The sequence below is a fragment of the Stutzerimonas chloritidismutans AW-1 genome (genome assembly GCF_000495915.1).
Lineage (GTDB): Bacteria > Pseudomonadota > Gammaproteobacteria > Pseudomonadales > Pseudomonadaceae > Stutzerimonas > Stutzerimonas chloritidismutans.
On record NZ_AOFQ01000003.1, the window covers coordinates 66123 to 83411 of the forward strand.

General features: G+C 63.1%; 19 protein-coding genes. 8 read left to right on the forward strand and 11 right to left on the reverse strand.

Features of this window, described 5'->3' with window-relative positions:
* Positions 1-34 precede the first annotated feature (34 nt).
* Positions 35-967 carry a 2-hydroxyacid dehydrogenase gene (locus F753_RS26225; RefSeq protein ID WP_023443779.1) on the reverse strand — a complete coding sequence of 311 codons (933 nt, stop codon included), beginning with the start codon at positions 965-967 and terminating at the stop codon, positions 35-37.
* Positions 968-1084: 117 nt separating this feature from the next.
* Here F753_RS26225 and F753_RS26230 point away from each other — a divergent pair, with 117 nt between their 5' ends.
* A complete protein-coding gene (locus F753_RS26230; protein ID WP_014819944.1) occupies positions 1085-1321 on the forward strand; it encodes a DUF2789 domain-containing protein in 237 nt (78 codons plus the stop codon).
* A gap of 56 nt (positions 1322-1377) precedes the next feature.
* Here F753_RS26230 and F753_RS26235 read toward each other — a convergent pair whose 3' ends face one another.
* Positions 1378-1773 (reverse strand): DUF3597 domain-containing protein, encoded by a 396-nt coding sequence (locus F753_RS26235; RefSeq protein ID WP_023443780.1) that lies wholly within the window; start codon positions 1771-1773, stop codon positions 1378-1380.
* Between the two features lie 143 nt (positions 1774-1916).
* On the opposite strand from F753_RS26235, the gene F753_RS49445 reads away from it, so the two are divergent.
* The 4 genes from F753_RS49445 to F753_RS26250 all read left to right on the forward strand — a co-directional run bounded on the left by F753_RS49445 (position 1917) and on the right by F753_RS26250 (position 4153).
* The gene (locus tag F753_RS49445; RefSeq protein WP_156924008.1) at positions 1917-2069 is read left to right on the forward strand and encodes a hypothetical protein; all 153 of its coding nucleotides are present in this window, start codon (positions 1917-1919) and stop codon (positions 2067-2069) included.
* Between the two features lie 91 nt (positions 2070-2160).
* Positions 2161-2979: an inositol monophosphatase family protein gene (locus F753_RS26240; RefSeq protein WP_023443781.1), complete on the forward strand. Its 819-nt coding sequence runs from the start codon at positions 2161-2163 to the stop codon at positions 2977-2979.
* Between the two features lie 188 nt (positions 2980-3167).
* Positions 3168-3428, forward strand: coding sequence for a hypothetical protein (locus F753_RS26245; RefSeq protein ID WP_014819947.1), 261 nt, complete (start codon positions 3168-3170; stop codon positions 3426-3428).
* Between the two features lie 311 nt (positions 3429-3739).
* Entirely contained in the window at positions 3740-4153 is a 414-nt protein-coding gene (locus F753_RS26250) for an HPF/RaiA family ribosome-associated protein (RefSeq protein WP_014819948.1), read from the forward strand.
* Between the two features lie 40 nt (positions 4154-4193).
* Here the strand turns inward: F753_RS26250 and F753_RS26255 are convergent, their stop codons facing one another.
* Together F753_RS26255 and F753_RS26260 are read right to left on the reverse strand one after the other, a co-directional pair.
* Positions 4194-4655, reverse strand: a complete 462-nt coding sequence (locus F753_RS26255; RefSeq protein WP_014819949.1) for a DUF3597 domain-containing protein — start codon at positions 4653-4655, stop codon at positions 4194-4196.
* 97 nt (positions 4656-4752) lie between these two features.
* Positions 4753-5121: a SpoIIAA family protein gene (locus F753_RS26260; RefSeq protein ID WP_003299292.1), complete on the reverse strand. Its 369-nt coding sequence runs from the start codon at positions 5119-5121 to the stop codon at positions 4753-4755.
* Positions 5122-5417: 296 nt separating this feature from the next.
* On the opposite strand from F753_RS26260, the gene F753_RS26265 reads away from it, so the two are divergent.
* Complete coding sequence (locus tag F753_RS26265; protein ID WP_023443782.1) at positions 5418-7013, forward strand: methyl-accepting chemotaxis protein; 1596 nt, start codon at positions 5418-5420, stop codon at positions 7011-7013.
* Between the two features lie 96 nt (positions 7014-7109).
* Here F753_RS26265 and F753_RS26270 read toward each other — a convergent pair whose 3' ends face one another.
* Complete coding sequence (locus F753_RS26270) at positions 7110-7391, reverse strand: peptidylprolyl isomerase (RefSeq protein WP_014819951.1); 282 nt, start codon at positions 7389-7391, stop codon at positions 7110-7112.
* Between the two features lie 154 nt (positions 7392-7545).
* On the opposite strand from F753_RS26270, the gene F753_RS26275 reads away from it, so the two are divergent.
* Together F753_RS26275 and F753_RS26280 are read left to right on the forward strand one after the other, a co-directional pair.
* Positions 7546-7773: a hypothetical protein gene (locus tag F753_RS26275; protein WP_014819952.1), complete on the forward strand. Its 228-nt coding sequence runs from the start codon at positions 7546-7548 to the stop codon at positions 7771-7773.
* A complete protein-coding gene (locus F753_RS26280) occupies positions 7770-8057 on the forward strand; it encodes a cell division protein ZapA (protein WP_023443783.1) in 288 nt (95 codons plus the stop codon). The genes F753_RS26275 and F753_RS26280 overlap by 4 nt, the downstream gene beginning before the upstream one ends.
* Before the next feature lie 9 nt (positions 8058-8066).
* Here the strand turns inward: F753_RS26280 and glpD are convergent, their stop codons facing one another.
* The 6 genes from glpD to F753_RS26310 form a co-directional block, all read right to left on the reverse strand.
* Entirely contained in the window at positions 8067-9602 is a 1536-nt protein-coding gene (gene glpD / locus F753_RS26285) for a glycerol-3-phosphate dehydrogenase (protein ID WP_023443784.1), read from the reverse strand.
* A gap of 255 nt (positions 9603-9857) precedes the next feature.
* A complete protein-coding gene (locus tag F753_RS26290) occupies positions 9858-10616 on the reverse strand; it encodes a DeoR family transcriptional regulator (RefSeq protein WP_023443785.1) in 759 nt (252 codons plus the stop codon).
* Between the two features lie 132 nt (positions 10617-10748).
* Entirely contained in the window at positions 10749-12257 is a 1509-nt protein-coding gene (gene glpK, locus F753_RS26295; RefSeq protein WP_023443786.1) for a glycerol kinase GlpK, read from the reverse strand.
* Between the two features lie 12 nt (positions 12258-12269).
* A complete protein-coding gene (locus F753_RS26300) occupies positions 12270-13151 on the reverse strand; it encodes an MIP/aquaporin family protein (protein ID WP_023443787.1) in 882 nt (293 codons plus the stop codon).
* Positions 13152-13384: 233 nt separating this feature from the next.
* Positions 13385-14149 (reverse strand): YoaK family protein, encoded by a 765-nt coding sequence (locus F753_RS26305; protein WP_023443788.1) that lies wholly within the window; start codon positions 14147-14149, stop codon positions 13385-13387.
* Positions 14150-14224: 75 nt separating this feature from the next.
* Positions 14225-16585, reverse strand: coding sequence for an SUV3 family DEAD/DEAH box RNA helicase (locus F753_RS26310; protein ID WP_023443789.1), 2361 nt, complete (start codon positions 16583-16585; stop codon positions 14225-14227).
* Between the last annotated feature and the right edge of the window lie 704 nt (positions 16586-17289).

A 17289-nucleotide genomic window follows, 5' to 3' on the forward strand; every position in this document is an offset into this window, starting at 1 on the left:
GCCGCTTGTTTATGCCGGGTTGTCGCAGTCGCGCTCAGTAGCCGCGGCTGCGCTCCACCAGATCATGCAGCGGCTCGCCGTCACGCAGCGCTTGCAGGTTAGCGGCGACGATCCGGGCCGCGCTGCGCATGTCCGTTGCGGCTGCGATGTGGGGCAGCACGGTCACCTGTGGATGCTTCCAGAACGGATGCTCTGCCGGCAGCGGCTCGCTGCGAAACACGTCGAGCACCGCATGGCCGACCTGGCCACATTCGAGCGCCTGCAGCAGATCAGCCTCGACCAGGTGCCCGCCCCGTGCGAGGTTGACCAGCCCGGCGCCGGGGCGCAGAGCTTCGAAGAAACGCCGGTCCAGCAGATCGCCAGTCTGTGGCGTCAGTGGCAGCAGGTTGATGACAATGTCGCTGCATGCCAGCAGCGGCCAGAGGGCATCCATACCGTGCTCCAGCGCGACGCCCTCGGCGGCGCCGCTGCGAAGCTTCCAGCCGGTCACGCGGTAGCCCTGGGTGACCAAGCGCTGGGCACATGTCCGGCCCATCTGGCCCATGCCCAGCAGCGTCACGTGGATTTCGTCAGCCCGCCGCTGCGGCAGTTGCCGCCAATCGCAGGCGTGCTGCTGCCGGGCGTAATCGTAGAAACCCCGATGCAGCGAGAGTGTTGCCCACAACGCAGTTTCGGCCATGGCCGCGCTCATGGCCGGGTCGACCATGCGTGCCACCGGCACGTCCGGCAGGCTCGGGTCGCTGAGCAGGCGGTCCACGCCGGCCCAGAGCGACTGGATCAGCCGCAGGTTGGGCAAGCCTTGCAGCAATCCCGCGGGTGGGTTCGCGACCACCGCCGCGGTGATCAGCCCGGCGTTCTCCGCCGTCGCGGACAGGTGCCAGCGGGCTTGCGGCAAGGCGCGCTGCAGCTCTGCGAGCCAGGCGTCGCGCTCGTTATCGTCGAAGCTGCCGCAGAGCAGGATGTCCATGCAGTCATTCCTCATCGGTCCAGGCGGAACTGTAGTCAGCCGCAGAGTCTCTGAATAGGCAAGTAGCGGAACGCGCGACGCGCCTTTCAGCCTGTTGACGAGCCTAAGGAGAACATCATGGAACTACCCAACAAAGACCTCGGTACTCTGTTCGAGCAGCTGGGTCTGGCGTCAGACCCGGCGAGTATCGATGCATTCATCGGCAAGCATGGGCACCTGCCGGAAGACGTTCGGCTGGCCGATGCGCCGGTCTGGAACGAGTCGCAGCGCGCGCTGCTGCGCGATGAGTGGGTCGAGGATGCGGAGTGGGCGCCGATTGTCGACGAGCTGAACGTGCGCATGCACGAGCATTGATCACCAGCGCGAGCTGCCGCAATCGCTGCAGCTCGCCTGTCGCCCCTCGAGGCAGATCAGTCCAGCAGATCGGCTGGTACGTTGCCGCCATTCTCGGCCAGTTTGTTCAGCACCGCCTTGTGCAACCACATGTTCATCTGCGCCGAATCCCCCATCTTGTCAGCCGGGCAACCCAGCTCGGTAGCCAGTTCCTTGCGCGCGGTGAGGCTGCTGTCCAGGCCGAGCAACTTCAGCAGGTCGACGATGGACGTGCGCCAGTTGAGTTTCTCCGGGTGATTCTGCGCCATGCCGTCGAGCTTGGCCGCGACGTCCACCTGGTCCACTGCAGGGCCCGTGGGGGCGCCGGCACCGCCTGTGGAGGCCTCAGGTGGTGTGGTGGGCGCTGTGCTGTCGGGTGCGGCATGTGCCTGGCCGAGGCCGATCTTTTCCAGTATCGAGTTGAACAAGCCCATGGGGATCTCCTGTCTGCGTGAATGATGAGCCGTGGCTCGCAGATTAGGACCGCACGTGTATCGATTCGTCGCGTCCGTATTGAACGGGGCGTTCCGGCGAGTGGCGTGGGGAAATTGGGCTTTTGGGCGCCCTGGGTGGACCCATGTCATTCATCGTCTTGCCCAGTCGATTCCCGGCATCGCTCGTGCTGCAACAGGTGCATGTCGAGTGGCCTGTTTGGCAAGTTCAGTTGGTCAATTTCGGCGCGCATGGCCCCGATACAGCGTTGCTGCTCCTTGCCATAGCCCCGCTATGACTCGTCGCAGGGAGCCCTGATCATCCGAACTTGCCTCAACCAACTCACCAAACAGTCCACTAGAATGCCGCTTTTGTTTCAGGAACCAATCATGAGCGAGTCGACCCAGCAAGACCTCGATATCGATGCCCGCTACGCCTGTGCCAAGAGCCTCGCGCTGGAAGCCGCGCAGCTGGGCATGGATTTCTATCGGCAACGCGAGACGCTGGATGTCGAGCACAAGGGCAACGACCGGCAGGATGTGGTCAGCATCGCCGACAAAAACATCGAAGACTTCATTCGCGCACGCCTGGCCGAGCGCTTCCCGCAGGACGGCTTTCTCGGCGAGGAAAGCGGCTCGGCCGACCTCAAGGCCCGCTGCGTGTGGGTGATCGATCCCATCGACGGCACCGCCTGTTTCGTCAACGGTCTGCACAACTGGTGCGTTTCCATCGGGCTGCTGATCGACGGGGAACCCCACATCGGCGCGATCGCCGACCCCAACCATGACGAACTCTTCCATGGCTGTCTCGGCCGCGGCGCCTATGTCAACGAGACGCCCATCACGGCCAGCGCCGCCAGCCATGTGCGTGATGGCCTGACCGGCGCGGGCACCTTTCACCCGCGCGGCAAGGAGCATTTCATTCCGTTTCTGGAAAAGCTGCTGGCCGAAGGCGGCATGTTCATCCGCAATGGCTCCGGCGCGCTGATGACGGCTTACGTCGCCGCAGGGCGATTGATCGGTTACTACGAGACCGAACTCAAGAGCTGGGATTGCCTGGCCGGGCTGGTGCTGGTGGCCGAGGCGGGCGGGCTGCGCAACGATTTCTTCCGCAACGATGGGCTGCTCAGGGGTAACCCCTATCTGGTGGCGGCGCCCGGCGTGTATCGACAGCTGGCCGAGCTGATCGGCCCTTCGCTGGATGGCTGAGGCGTTGCGCGTTCGTCAGTCGACCGTGCACTGCCAGGCCCGAGTCGGGCAGCCTGTGCTATACCGTTCTGACGCGCTGGGGCCGGCGAAACGGCCCTGTTCATCAGGGGGGGAACAATCGGCGGCCCATCAGCCTGAGCCAACCTGCGTGATCTGATGGCTGCCCGCATAGAAGCGAGGTAACGATCATGACCATGATGCAATGCACCCACCGCGACCACCTCATCACCGCCGAGGTGATGGAATATCCCGGCACCCCGACACCCTGGGCTGGCGGTTGCCGGATTACCGATCCCGCCGGGCACGTGACTCGCCGTATGCCGCTACCGCTCGAGCATGCGTTCATGGACGAGCTGGAAAAGGCCCAGCGACTGTCCATCGCCCATGGCAAGTGGCTGGTCGATCAGCATCTCGATCACGGCCGCGAGCTGTTCCAGAAGGCCGCCTAGCACTGCTCGAAGCGTCTTTTCATGCGTCGGATGTCCATCGTCCGACGCATGCCTTGAGCGCGTCAGATGGGCGTGCAGCATGCGTCACCTGCACACACAATTCTCTTCACAGTTGTCAGCGCACGAATCTGTACCGTTTACGGCAGGAACGCCGGCGAACCGGCTAAGTTTCGGATAGCAAAGCGAAAAGTGCTGACGGGCAGGACAGCTTCGGCGGCATTTTGCCCGTTGCTTAATAAGTGAAACGGTGGCATAGCTATCACCAAGCCACCGGAAACGGTGGTGCTCATAAGCGGAAGTAAGGACGACTTATGCAAATCCAGGTTCACAGCGATAACCACATCGAAGGCAGTGCCCGTCTGGCTGATTGGGTCAGTGCCAGTGTCGCAAGCAGGCTGGACCGGTTCGACGACGAGCTGACGCGCGTCGTCGTGCACCTCAACGACGAAAACGGTGACAAGGCCGGCGCCCATGACAAGCGCTGCCAGATCGAAGCGCGGCCGAAGGGGCTGCAGCCGATCTCCGTCACCCACAAGGCCGAATCGCTGGAGTTGGCGATCGACGGCGCGGTGGACAAGCTGAACAATGCGCTCGCTCACCAGTTTGGCAAGTTGCGTAGCAAGCGCTCCGGAGCCCAGCCGCAGATGATCGATGGCGCGGTGGCCGAGCGTGACGCGCTCTTGGAGGAAGATTTCCTCGCGGACGAGCAGGTCCGCAATTCATAAGCCGTAAGCAAGGGCCTTCCTCGGAAGGCCCTTCACACATCTAGTGCAGCAATTCCGGCGGAATCCTGCCGCCATTTTCGGCAAGCTTCTTCATCACCGCCCGGTGCAGCCACATGTTCATCTGCGCCGAGTCCGCCATCTCTGCCGGCGGGCAGCCTAGTTCCGTAGCAAGCTCCCGGCGTGCTTCCAGGCTGCTGTCCAGCCCGAGCAACTTCAGCAGATCGACGATCGAGGTGCGCCAGTTCAGCGCTTCCGGGTGTGCCGCCGCCTTGGCTTCCAGTTGTGCCACCACATCCACGCCACTCGCCGTGGCTGATGACTGATTCAAGTCCTGGTGCGGCGCGATAGTCGCGTTGTCGGTGGCGGTGGGCCTTTCTCCCAGCGTGATGCCCTCGGCGCTCGAGCGGGTAGCGTCGGCTGGTGGTGCATCAGCCTTGTGTTGCGCCTCGTTGGAAGCATCACCCAGGCCGAGCTTGGCCTTGATCGTATCGAAAAGTCCCATGTCCGTTCTCCTGACTGTTGATGTCCATATTCGACAGCAACCCAGGACAGGCCATTCGCTCCCGCAGGTCGGGTAATTGTCGGCCTGGCGTGGCCCCTCAGCCGTGCTCCAGCCAGGCGCTGGCTTCGGCTTCCTGGTGCAGGTCGAAGGCCTTGATGGTCAGCCCGGGGATCAGCGCGCCTTCCACCTCACTGGCCTTGCGCAGCCATTCCTTGCCGGCGACCACCGCGCAGCGGTCGAAACGGCGTATGAAGCGGAACAGGTGCGGCAGCCGTGACAGCTCCACGCCGACGGCGCCGAGCGTAGGCAGGTCGAAGTCGCCGATGCGATAGAGCATGCGGCCATGGCTGATGCCTTCGGATTTGAACAGCAGGTCATCCAGCGCAGCGCGCATGGCCTGACTGTCCAATTTGCCGGAGAAGTCGATATCGATGCGGTTTTCGCCTCGGCGCGATACGTGAAACATGCGCAGACCCTCGATTGATCTGTGTTTTATGCGAGTTACCCCGCACACCTGACCATAGACGTTGCGTTGCGACCGGGCCAAAAAAAACAGGTGCGCAAGTGCCGTTTCGTTGATCTGCGTCAGTACATGGGGCTGCGCTGCGTGAGCGCCAAAAAAGGCGCGCAAAGCCAGCAATGGCGCGGCTTGCAGATAGTTGATAAACGGTATCAAGTTGCCCCTGGCGCCGCCGAGAACAGTGTTAGCTGCGACGCCATTCGACGCTGGCATCGCTTTCTCTCCCTGTAGTGGATACCCCCATGACCAGCACCTTGGCGAACGTCATTCAGTCCCTTTTGCGCGGACTGGGTCTGCGCACCATCAACCATCAGTTCTTCTTCTCCTACAGCCTGATCTTCCTGTGTGCGGCTCTGACTGCCGCTGTGCTGTTCATGTCCGCCAAGGACGCCAGCCAGATCGACATGGCCGGAGCCCAGCGCATGCTCAGCCAGAAGATGATGAAGGAAGCGCTGCTGGCGGCGCAGGGCGTCGGTGACAAGACCGCCGTCGACAAGACCATCCAACGCTTCGAGCAGTCGCATCGGCTGCTGCTCAACGGCGACCGCGCCCAGGGCATAGCACCGGTGGAGCTGACCAGTGCACAACCGCACCTGCAGCGCGTCGATCAGATCTGGCAGCGTTATCGGCCCGCCGTACAGGCACTGGCCGCAGGTCAGAGCGCTGACGTGAACGCCATTGCCACCGACTCAAACGACATCCTTGCCGCTTCCAACGAAGTGGTGCTGCTGATTTCCGCTGAAGCCAACCGCAGCGCGTCGCGGCAGCTCTGGGTCGCCCTGGGTTCGACCCTGTGCATCCTGCTGATGGTCGTGCTGGGGCGGGTCGCCGGCATGAACTGGCTGATGCTGCAGATCGACGAGCTGCGGGGGCGTCTGGAGAGGGTCAGCCAGGGCGACTTTTCCGCGCCGCTGCAGGTGCGGCACGCCGATGACGAGATGGGCATGATCACCCTGGCGTACAACCGCCTGCTGGGGCAGGTTGGAGAGATGATCCGCGGTGTGCGTCTGGCCGCTGACGAAGCCGATGGCCAATGCGTGCGCATGGCGAATCTGGCCGGGGACAGCGCGCGCAACGTCGAGGGGCAGCAAGCCGAGATCGATCAGGTCGCCACCGCCATGAACGAAATGCTCGCCACCTCCCAGGAAGTCGCGCGCAGCACGATCGAGGCCGCCAATGCCGCAGATGTCGCCGAGCAGGAGACCAACTCTGGCAGCGCGGTGATGAATGAGTCGGTCGGCGCCATCCGCACCTTGAGCGGTCATGTCGACAGCCTGTCCGATGTGATGCAGCAGCTGGTGCAGGACAGTCACGAGATCGGCAAGGTGCTGAACGTGATCAGCGGGATCGCCGAGCAGACCAACCTGCTGGCGCTGAATGCGGCCATCGAGGCGGCGCGTGCTGGCGAGCAGGGCCGCGGTTTCGCGGTGGTTGCCGACGAAGTCCGCAGCCTGGCCAGCCGCACGCAGAGCTCGGCCAAGGAGGTAAGCGTGCTGGTCGAGCGTTTGCAGAGCCAGGCCACCCGCGCGGGTACGGCCATGGATGCGTCGCGTCAGAGCAGCTCGGTGACGCTCACCCAGATCGAAGCGGCGCAGCATGCGCTGGGGCAGATCGTCGGCGCGGTGCAGACCATCCGCGGCATGACCAATCAGATCGCCACGGCGGCCGAGGAGCAGTCGCAGGTGGCCGAGGACATGAACCAGTCGCTGACGCGCATCGCCCAGGTCGCCGATCAGGCTGCCGGGGTTACCCACGACACGGCGGCGTCGGGCAATACCATCATGCAGAGCATGAAAGGCCTCAAGGCACTGACCGGGCGTTTCCGTCTCGAGGCGTGATCAGGTCGGCGTGAATCGGGGGAGGGGAATGCTGGCGGAGGGCGCCTGTCCGGCGCTAGGGCATCCCCGCCCATGAGGGGCGGGGACTGGGGGTAATCAGTCCTGACGGCTGGTCACTTCCAGCAGGTGATAGCCGAACTGGGTCTTCACCGGGCCTTGCACCTGATTGAGCGGGGCGCTGAATACGACGGTGTCGAATTCCTTGACCATCTGACCCGGGCCGAATGAACCCAGGTCGCCACCCTGACGGCTGGAAGGGCAGCTGGAGTTTTCCTTGGCGACCTCGGCGAAGTCGGCACCGCCTTCGATAGCGGCTTTCAGTTCGTTGCACTTGGCTTCGGTGGAAACCAGGATGTGGCGGGCGGTAGCGCGTGCCATGGGGACTCTCCTCTTCAAATAGGCTGCCGAGGCTACCGCAAACCGGTGGCATTGGCGACCGGACCGCGTGGCATTGAAGGCTTAATGAAGGCCCCCGGCGGCCTTCCTTTCGGGTACTCTCGCGCGCTTTTTCATCGGACCCGGAAAACGCTCCATGCTTGATAGCACCCTCGCGCAACTTGAAAACGTCATCAACGATCTGCTGCAGCGCAACCAGAGCCTGAGCGAGCACTGTGTCTTGCTCGAGCAGCAGCTGCAGCAGGCACGTGAGGAAAACGACAATCTGCAACTGGCTGCGCTGGAGCAGGAAGACAGGCAGGGCGCTACCCTGGCGCGGCTGCAGGCGCTGGTGGAGCGTGCAGCTGGCAGTAGCGCCGCATGACGGCGGATGGCGTTCAGGTGCTCAGGGTATTCGGCCGCGAATACTCGTTCCGCGCGCCGCCCAGCCAGGATGCTCTCCTGCAGGAGGCGGCGGCCTTGCTGCAGCAGCATCTGGCCGACAGCCAGCGGCAGTTTCCCAACGCCACGGGCGACAAGCTGCTGGTGCTGACCGCACTGAATCTCTGCGTGCCGCTGCTGCAACAGAACGAGCAGATGCAGGATGTCGAGCAACGCATCGCCGCCAGCGTCGCCCGTATCAATCAGCAGCTCGCGGCGCAGGGCTGAGCGGCTGCCTCAGGCTGCGTCGCTGCTGCGCGTGGTTTCGCTGACCGGGCGCTCTGTCAGGTAACGCTGCAGGCAAGCCTTTTCCGGCTCGCTGAAGGCCAGCCCGAGTTTGGTGCGGCGCCAGAGGATGTCATCCACCTGGGTTGCCCACTCTTCGCGCCGCAGGTAGTCGACTTCCTGCGCATACAGCTGCTGGCCGAGGTCTTCGCCTAGTGCATCGAGCGAGCGGGCTTCGCCCAGCATGCGCCATACCCGATTGCCGTAGAGGGTTGCCCAGCGCTTGGCCAGCGGCAGTTTCAGCCCCTGTACCTTGGCCACCAGCTCTTCGGTGAGTGCATCGGCCGTGCTCATGCCTTCACCGCCAGGCAGTGCCGCCTGCGCCGTCCAGCTTTCACCCATAGCTGGGAAGAACGGCTTGAGCTGCGCCATCGCCGACTCGGCAAGCTTGCGGTAGGTGGTCAGCTTGCCGCCGAACACCGAAAGCAGCGGTGCCTGCTTTTCTTCCGCCGCCAGCGACAGGGTGTAGTCGCGGGTAACCGCGGACGGGTTATCCGATTCGTCGTCGCATAGCGGCCGGACGCCGGCGAAGGTATGCACGATGTCCCTGGGCTCGAGTTGCTTGCGAAAGTGCGTGTTGGCCACGCCCAATACGTAGGCGATCTCTTCCTCGCTGATGCTCACCTTGGCCGGGTCGCCACGGTACTCGCGATCGGTGGTGCCGATCATGGTGTAACGGTCCAGATAGGGGATGGCGAAAACGATGCGCCGATCCTCGTTCTGCATGATGTAGGCCTGCTCACCTTCATACAGCTTGGGCACGATGATGTGGCTGCCCTGAATCAGGCGGATGCCATAGGGTGAGCGCTGCTGCAGGTTTTCGCCGATGAACTGTGCGACCCAGGGACCGGCCGCATTGACCAGTGCCTTGGCCTTTAGTGAGAAGCGGCTGCCATCCTCGCGCTGCAGCTCGACATGCCAGATGCCGCCAGCACGCTTGGCGCTCAGGCATTGGGTGCGGGTATGGATATGCGCGCCTTTCTCCCGCGCCGCCATGGCATTGAGCACCACCAGCCGCGCGTCGTCGACCCAGCAGTCGGAGTATTCGAAGCCGCGGGTGATGGCTGGCTTCAGGGGGCTCTCACTGCCGAAACGCAGGCCCCGCGAAGCTGGCAGCTTCTTGCGCATGCCCAGGTTGTCGTAGAGGAACAGGCCGGCGCGGATCATCCACGCCGGGCGCAGGTGAGGGCGGTGGGGCAGCACGAAGCGCATCGGCTTGACGATATGCGGCGCCTTGGCCAGCAGCACTTCACGCTCGGCCAGCGCCTCGCGGACGAGGCGAAATTCGTAGTGCTCCAGATAGCGCAGGCCTCCGTGAATGAGCTTGCTGCTGGCCGATGACGTATGGCTGGCCAGGTCGTCGCGTTCGCAAAGGAACACAGAAAGCCCGCGACCAGCTGCATCGGCAGCGATACCGACGCCATTGATACCGCCGCCGATCACGGCGACGTCATAGAGCTCGGAGACGGGCTGGGCGGAATGGGGCACTGGCTTCTCCTCGAAAACGAAAGATCATGTTCGGTTTTGAACATGCTATTCGCAAAAGAATCCGTGTGAAAGTAAAAATGTTCGAAAATATATAAAAAAGAAAATATTCGAACCTTGCGCTTCTGGTTGGTTGGCTGGTCGGCAGCAGTAACGGTTCGCATTGCGCCGAACGGCCCCGTAAGCGCTCGAATCCGTTACCAGCGTTCAGTCATCGCTGTGCGAGCGGAGTTGCTCGCGCATGAGCTGCCGCCAAACCTACTCGGCGATCTCCACTTGCACCTTGTGGCGGGCCAGCAGCTCGGCGAACACCTCGGAAGGTGCCGAGTCGGTGAACAGGCAGTCGATCTGTTCCAGCGAGCCCAGGCGCGACATGGCGCTGCGGCCGAATTTGCTGGAGTCCGCGGCGAGGAAGACCTTGCGCGCGTTATGGATGATCGCCTGGGAGACGCGCACTTCCTGATAATCGAAGTCGAGCAGGGTGCCGTCCTCGTCGACACCGCTGATGCCGATCAGGGCGAAATCGACCTTGAATTGGCTGATGAAATCGGCGGTGGCCTGGCCCACCACGCCGCCATCGCTGCGCACGTTGCCGCCGGCGATCAGCACATCGAAGTCTTCTTTGGTGCTGAGAATGCTCGCCACGTGCAGATCATTGGTGATGATCTTCAGGTCACGGTGGTTGAGCAGGGCGCGGGCGATCGCCTCGGTGGTGGTGCCGATATTGATGAACAGCGAAGCCTGGTCGGGGATGCGCGCGGCCATGGCGGCAGCGATACGCAGTTTCTCGTCGCGCATCTGGTGCGCGCGCTGGCTGTAGGCGGTGTTCTGCACGCTGGAATCGTAGGCCGCGCCGCCGTGGTAGCGCCGCAGCAGGCCGGCGTCGCCGAGCTGGTTGATGTCGCGGCGGATGGTTTGCGGCGTGACGGCGAAGTGCCGTGCCAGCTCGTCGATGCTCACGTAGCCGCGCTCGCGCACGAGTTCCAGAATGTTCTGCTGTCGGGGCGCCAGGCTCATGAGGCTTCCTTGTTCGCTGTTGTGCGGGAAGCATGCCGTAGTCTGGCGTTCGATTAAAGCGCTGCCTGTTCGAATTCGCACATGCCAGGCCTGCCCCCGAAACCTCTAGAGGCAGGCCTGTTGTTCGTCAGATCAGTCTTCGGCCCAGTTGCGCGTACGGTCGACTGCCTTCTGCCAGCCGCGATAGAGCGCTTCGCGCTGTTCACTTCCGCACGCCGGTTCGAACACCCGCTCGATGCTGCTCTTGCTGCGCAACTCGTCGAGATCGCTCCAGAAACCGGTAGCCAGTCCGGCCAGGTACGCAGCGCCGAGGGCGGTGGTTTCCTTCATCTGCGGGCGTTCAACCTGAGTACCGAGCATATCGGCCTGGAACTGCATGAGGAAGTTGTTGGCTACCGCGCCGCCGTCCACGCGCAGGGCGCGCAGGCGCTCGCCGGCGTCCTGCTGCATGGCATCGAGTACGTCGCGAGTCTGGTAGGCGATGGATTCCAATGCTGCTCGGATCAGGTGATCAACCTTGACCCCGCGGGTCAGGCCAAACAGTGCGCCACGGGCACGCGGGTCCCAGTAGGGCGCGCCGAGACCGGTGAAGGCTGGCACCAGGTAGATGCCGTTGCTGTCCGGCACCTTGGTGGCGAAGTATTCCGAATCCAGCGACTCGTTGAGCACCTTCAGCTCGTCACGCAGCCACTGCACGGTGGAGCCACCATTGAAGATGGCGCCTTCCAGTGCGTAGTTCACTTCGCCCCTCGGTCCGCAGGCGATGGTCGTCAGCAGGCCATGTTCGGATTGCACCGCCTTGGTGCCGGTGTTCATCAGCAGGAAGCAGCCTGTGCCGTAGGTGTTCTTGGCCTGCCCGGGCTCGACGCACATCTGGCCGAATAGCGCGGCCTGCTGATCCCCGGCGATACCAGCGATAGGAATGCCGGTGCTCTGGCCGGAGCCGATGTAGGCGTGCCCGTAGATCTCCGAGGAGGAACGCACGTCCGGCAGCATTTCGCGTGGGATATCCAGCGCTTCTAGCATCACCGGGTCCCAGTCCAGCTTGTGGATGTCGAACAGCATGGTGCGTGAGGCGTTGGTGTAGTCGGTGACGTGGGCCTTGCCCTGGGTCATCTTCCAGATCAGCCAGCAATCGACGGTGCCGAACAGCAGTTCGCCGCGGCGGGCGCGCTCACGGCTGCCCTCGACGTGGTCGAGAATCCACTTGATCTTGGTGCCGGAGAAGTAGGGGTCGATCACCAGGCCGGTCGTTTTGCGGATGTGATCTTCCATGCCGTCGCGCTTGAGCTGGTCGCAGATCGGCGTGCTCTGGCGGCTCTGCCAGACGATGGCGTTGTAGATCGGTCGGCCGGTGATCTTGTCCCAGACGATGGCGGTCTCGCGCTGGTTGGTGATACCGATGGCCGCCACCTGCTCGTTGGTGATGCCAGCCTGGGCCAGGGCTTCGACGAACACACCGCTCTGGGTCGCCCAGATTTCCATGGGGTCGTGCTCGACCCAGCTCGGTTGCGGGTAGATCTGCGCGAATTCGCGCTGAGCGATGGTCACCACGTTGGCGTTGCGGTCCAGCACGATGGCGCGGGAGCTGGTGGTGCCCTGGTCGAGGGCGACGATGAATTGCTTGTTCTGATTGCTCATGGCGTCGTTTCCTTAGCGAACTTTGCTGATATCGGGCTGGGCGGAGCCCATTTCGGCAGAGGCCTTTTCCTTGGGTTTTGGTGCATCGCAGGCGGCCGATCCAACGCCTGGCAAGTGCCGGCAGATGAGTGCCTTGTAACCTGCAGCGCCGAGGCAGGCGCCGAGAATCGGGGCGAAGATCGGGACCAGGAAATACGGAATGTCTCGCCCGCCAGTGAAGGCCACGTCACCCCAGCCGGCAAAGAAGGTCATCAGTTTAGGCCCGAAATCCCGTGCGGGATTCATCGCGAAGCCGGTCAGCGGTCCCATTGCACCGCCGATCACGGCGATCAGCAGGCCGATCAGCAAAGGTGCGAGCGGGCCGCTGGGCAGGCCGTTGCCGTCGTCGGTGATGGCCATGATCATCGCCAGCAGGATGGCGGTGATGACGACCTCCACCAGAAACGCCTGGCCGAACGACAACGAGGCGTGGGGGTAGGTGGAGAAGATCGATGCGAGTTCGAGGCTCTCGACACTGCCGCGAACCATCTGCTGGGCCTGTTCGAAATCGAAAAACAGACTGCTGTACAGCCCGTAGACCAGCGCCGCAGAACAGAAGGCGCCGGCCACCTGCGCCAGGATGTAGGCCGGAACGCGGTGCCGCTCGAATGTGCCGAACAGCCACAATGCGATGGTGACGGCCGGGTTCAGGTGGGCACCGGAGACGCCGGCGGCAAGGTACACCGCCATCGAAACGCCGACGCCCCAGATGATGCTGATTTCCCACAACCCCAGGTCGGCACCGCCGAGCTTGAGCGCTGCGACGCAGCCAGTACCGAAGAAGATAAGAAGGGCAGTGCCGAGAAATTCGGCGATGCATTGTCCCTTGAGCGTCGGGACGATGGGCGTACTCATGCGCGGAGCCTCGTTCGTTTGTTTTTGTTTTATTCCGAGCACTGCGTTGGTTCGGAATTGTTCGGAAACGAAAACTTAGAGGCAAAGAATGCCGCTGTCAAAGTAAAAATTCGAACATTTTACGGGCGCGCTGCGGGAACAAATGATGGTGCTTGCTGTCGCGGCGGTCCCGAGTCTTCCCCGTGACCGATGAAGCCTTGCCGACCTGGATGGCGTTGGAAACCGTCGGTGTCTCAGCGCCGACGCCGCCAGAGGCGCCAGCCGAGCAGCATATCGTCAGCCATCGGCACCAGAGCCAGTGCCAGCAGCAAGGCGGCCAGCGGGACCGTGGCGATGAAGCCGAAATGCTTGAACCCGGCTGCGCCGCTCAATCCGCCGACGAAGAAGCTCATCACCATCAGCAGGTTGATGCGCAGGCGCTGTCGGTTGGCCCGAACCGGTGGCATGTCGTCATGACGATTGCGGTTGAAGTAGATCAGCCTGCCCAGCTCGATGCCGATGTCGGTCACCATGCCGGTGATATGGGTGGTGCGCACTTCGGCATTGGAGAGTTTGGTGATGATCGCGTTCTGCAGGCCCATGATGAAGCACAGCAGGACCACGGTCAGCGGCACGAAGAAACCCGGAACCGTCATCAGGCGCGCGCCGAGGATACCGAACAGCAGCAACAGCGCGGCTTCCAGCGCCAGCGGTAGCGCGTACTGGCTATGCAGACGGCGACGTCGCGAGAAATTGATCATCAGCGTCGAGCACATGGCACCAAGAACGAACGAGAGCAATGCACCGAAGCCTGCCAGCGCCAGATCGGTGGCACCGAGGGCCAGGTTGTCGGCCATTGCCGAAACGATACCGGTCATGTGCGAGGTGTACTGCTGGACGGCGATGAACCCGCCGGCATTGGCGGCACCCGCGACAAACGCGAGGCACAGGCCGAGCTGACGATTGCTATGGGCGGACCGTCGGCGATCGGTCAGACGACGGGCGTACTTGATCGGCATGGCAGGCTCGCGCTCGGCAGCAAAGCGGCGATTATAGAGCGGCCGGCCTGGCTGGAACGTGGTTGGTGGATATTCTCAGCGTCGTCGCCCGGCCTTGCGGCCGCCGCCGCGTCGTGCAGCCCGCGGTTTGCGCTGGCGTGACAGTTCACGGGTGATGGCGTCGTTGAGCAGCTTGCGCGCGTCTTCACCGTCGTCGTGCTCGGGAAAATGCTCGGGCAGGCTGCGGGCCAGATGCAGGTAAGTTTCCACCACATGCAGGGTACTTTCCAGGCTGGACAGGTCGCTGCCGAGCAGCAGCTTGGGCATCGGGATGGCGTGGCCTTCGGCGACTCGCTTGATCCAGCGCTGGGCATGTTGACTGGCCGGACTGTCGAAGCCGCCGCGGATCGGCGTGCAGGCGAACGTCCAGCGCAGCCAGAGCGGAATCTTCGGATCGTCGATCAGCTCGATCCATTCGGCCAGTTCGTCCGGCAGTACCGAGATGAATGCCTCGCCGTAGTTGATATTGCGGTTGAAGGTCAGCCAGGACCGCAGCAGGCTTGGCTCGCCCATCAGTTCGGAAATGGCGGACAGGTGATCGATGGAAGGGCGCACCTGGAACTGACTCAGGTCCACCGGCGCGTCCGGGCTGTTGAACAGGCGGCGGATGGACTTGAGCGTCTGCGGGTCCAGCGCAGTGATCTCGCCGCTGTCGTGGTGACCGAAGCGCCCGGCGCGGCCGCCGATCTGCTTGACCTCCTGCACCTTGAGCTGGCGATTCTGGATGCCGTCGAATTTCTCATCGGTATAGAAACACAGCGTGTGCGCCGGCAGGTTGAGGCCCATGCCGACCGCATCGGTAGCGACCATGATGTCCGCCTCGCCCTCGCGGAAGCGCCGGGCCTGCTCGCGTCGGACCTCGGGCGAGAGCGCACCGTAGACCACCGAGACGCTTTTGCCGGCGCTTTCGAGCATGCCCTTGAGCTCCAGCACCAGCTTGCGGCTGAACGCCACCAGCAGCGAGCCGGGTTCCAGCCGTTCCAGCGTCGTGGCGTGGCGGGCGACTTCAGCCGGGGACAGGCGCTTGGTGCGTTGCACCACCAGCTTGTCCTCGCACAGATCGCAAAGCGTGCGCAAGGAGGGTTCGATCAGCGCTGGCCCGGTCATCATCAGTTGCGGCGTATGGGCGCTGACCAGTGCATCGACCCAGGCCCAGCCACGTTGCGAGTCGGCCATCATCTGTACCTCGTCGACCACCACCACATCCCAATGCTGATGGCGGAAACGCGCGAACTCCTCCACGGTGCAGCAGAAGTGTGTGGCGCCTTCGCGGATGATTTCTTCCTCGCCGGTTACAAGTGAGCAGCGCACGCCCATCGTCTCAATGCGCTCCTGGTTTTCCAGCGCCATCAGGCGCAGCGGCGACAGGTAGATGCCGTGCTCGGCCGCAGCCATCGCCTCGATGGAACGGTGCGTCTTGCCGCTGTTGGTCGGGCCGAGCAGGGCGGTCCAGCGTCGCGTCAGGCGCCGGGCCGGGTAGAGCTTGTGGTAGTGGACGAAGCGCGGGTTGTTCTCCAGCAGCACGGCAAACGCCATTTTTTCCTCGTGCTCGCGGCGGGCGGCGCGAATCGCCTTGCGCATGCGGCCGGGTTCCAGGGCGATGAGCTCGGTAAGACGCTTGTGCCCAAGCAGTTGCAGATCGAAATCGCCGGCGAGCTCGAGCATGCGCTCGAAGGTGGCCTGCAGCTCGTCGCGATCCTGGCGCTTCCACGCCTCGACTTCCGCCACGCTGAGCAGATGATCCTGGCCGGAAGGAACCCGCCGCTGCAATTCGAGGGTGAGATTGCCGCGCTGCAAGGCCACCACGTAGCGCAGCTCATGGCGAATCTCGTTGAGGGTGGCGATGGCATGCGGCAGAAATTCATCAACCCGTGGCAGTTCCGGGCGGATGCGTGCCAGGCACCGCTGCCGCTCGTCCTCGTCCATTTCGGCGAAGGGCCGTTCGAGCACCTGTAGCCGATTGCGCACATAACGCTGTACGGCCTGTTTCAGGTTGTCGGCGAAATCGTCGCGCCGCGCGCTATCGTCCAGACGCAGCGCCCAGTCCGGCTCCAGCAGATGGACCGGCGAGCCCAGGCTGAAGGTCTTCTCGCTGCCGAACACATCCACGCTGCAGTGGATCTCGCCGAGATCACGGCTGACGACCCGATCGAGCAACTCGTCTGCAGCAGGCGCGGCCAGTAGTTCTTCCACCGCCTGCCCATGCAGCCCCAGCCAGAATGCCTTGGCCGCGCGAGCCAAGCCGACGATGGGGTAGCCGACGTACGGGGTGAACCACTTTTCCTGGTGATGCTTCTTCGCGGTGAATTCCGGATATCGCGCCGTTGCCCAGTCGAGGAAGCGCGCCAGACGTTCGAGCCTGATGGATTTGAACTGCTTGCCCCCGGTCTTGGCCATGATCGACACCTTTGCTGATCAGTCTTCTTTGTACGACTCGCGTTGCGCTCGTTTGCTCGGCGGCGCGCATGGCCGGCCGGAGATTATAGAGGCCGGCGCTGGCTTTTCTCTCGCGCCTGACTGCAATCAAGAAAGCAAATTGTCCGTAAGGGTGGCGGTTGGCCATTATTCATAGATGCCCTATAGTGCGCGCCGCAATGGATGGCAAACAGCCCGGTCGAGCCGGCTGGATGAGAGCTGTCGATTTTTGATGGACAACAGGGAATTACAGATGAACGCCAACACATTCTTGCCGTAGCCGTTGCTGCCACACTGCTTTCGGCCTGCAACGCCACCACTTCGCTGCGCTCCACCGATCCGGACCTGGCAATCAAGATCAACCAGGACGCGCCGCTAGTGCTGAAGAACCCCGTCAGCAAGACCTACAAGGCCACCAGCTTCGGCCAGTACCGCTTCCGCGCCGAGAAGCCGGGAATGGAGCCTATGTATGGTCTGATCCCGTTGAAATTCAACAGCGGCTATCTGGTCGCCGACATCCTTTTCTTCGCAACCTGCCGCGTTCTACAACCTGCGCGAGGTGTACCCGTTCTACGAGTTCGACGTAGAGAAGAACGAGGTCCGCTACAAGAAGAACGTGGGTGATCAGTGGACCGTGTACAAGCCGACACCAGCGGAAGTGGCTCCCCCCCCGGCGGACTTCGCCC

What these genes read in the sequence shown, in the direction of transcription:
- F753_RS26275 (WP_014819952.1), top strand. Translation starts at nt 7,546, where the DNA reads ATGCTTGATAGCACCCTCGCGCAACTTGAAAACGTCATCAACGATCTG.
- F753_RS26230 (WP_014819944.1), top strand. Translation starts at nt 1,085, where the DNA reads ATGGAACTACCCAACAAAGACCTCGGTACTCTGTTCGAGCAGCTGGGT.
- F753_RS26300 (WP_023443787.1), bottom strand. Translation starts at nt 13,151, where the DNA reads ATGAGTACGCCCATCGTCCCGACGCTCAAGGGACAATGCATCGCCGAA.
- F753_RS26280 (WP_023443783.1), top strand. Translation starts at nt 7,770, where the DNA reads ATGACGGCGGATGGCGTTCAGGTGCTCAGGGTATTCGGCCGCGAATAC.
- F753_RS26270 (WP_014819951.1), bottom strand. Translation starts at nt 7,391, where the DNA reads ATGGCACGCGCTACCGCCCGCCACATCCTGGTTTCCACCGAAGCCAAG.
- F753_RS26310 (WP_023443789.1), bottom strand. Translation starts at nt 16,585, where the DNA reads ATGGCCAAGACCGGGGGCAAGCAGTTCAAATCCATCAGGCTCGAACGT.
- F753_RS26255 (WP_014819949.1), bottom strand. Translation starts at nt 4,655, where the DNA reads ATGGGACTTTTCGATACGATCAAGGCCAAGCTCGGCCTGGGTGATGCT.
- F753_RS49445 (WP_156924008.1), top strand. Translation starts at nt 1,917, where the DNA reads ATGTCATTCATCGTCTTGCCCAGTCGATTCCCGGCATCGCTCGTGCTG.
- F753_RS26225 (WP_023443779.1), bottom strand. Translation starts at nt 967, where the DNA reads ATGGACATCCTGCTCTGCGGCAGCTTCGACGATAACGAGCGCGACGCC.
- F753_RS26260 (WP_003299292.1), bottom strand. Translation starts at nt 5,121, where the DNA reads ATGTTTCACGTATCGCGCCGAGGCGAAAACCGCATCGATATCGACTTC.
- F753_RS26240 (WP_023443781.1), top strand. Translation starts at nt 2,161, where the DNA reads ATGAGCGAGTCGACCCAGCAAGACCTCGATATCGATGCCCGCTACGCC.
- F753_RS26235 (WP_023443780.1), bottom strand. Translation starts at nt 1,773, where the DNA reads ATGGGCTTGTTCAACTCGATACTGGAAAAGATCGGCCTCGGCCAGGCA.
- glpK (WP_023443786.1), bottom strand. Translation starts at nt 12,257, where the DNA reads ATGAGCAATCAGAACAAGCAATTCATCGTCGCCCTCGACCAGGGCACC.
- F753_RS26250 (WP_014819948.1), top strand. Translation starts at nt 3,740, where the DNA reads ATGCAAATCCAGGTTCACAGCGATAACCACATCGAAGGCAGTGCCCGT.
- F753_RS26305 (WP_023443788.1), bottom strand. Translation starts at nt 14,149, where the DNA reads ATGCCGATCAAGTACGCCCGTCGTCTGACCGATCGCCGACGGTCCGCC.
- F753_RS26265 (WP_023443782.1), top strand. Translation starts at nt 5,418, where the DNA reads ATGACCAGCACCTTGGCGAACGTCATTCAGTCCCTTTTGCGCGGACTG.
- F753_RS26290 (WP_023443785.1), bottom strand. Translation starts at nt 10,616, where the DNA reads ATGAGCCTGGCGCCCCGACAGCAGAACATTCTGGAACTCGTGCGCGAG.
- F753_RS26245 (WP_014819947.1), top strand. Translation starts at nt 3,168, where the DNA reads ATGACCATGATGCAATGCACCCACCGCGACCACCTCATCACCGCCGAG.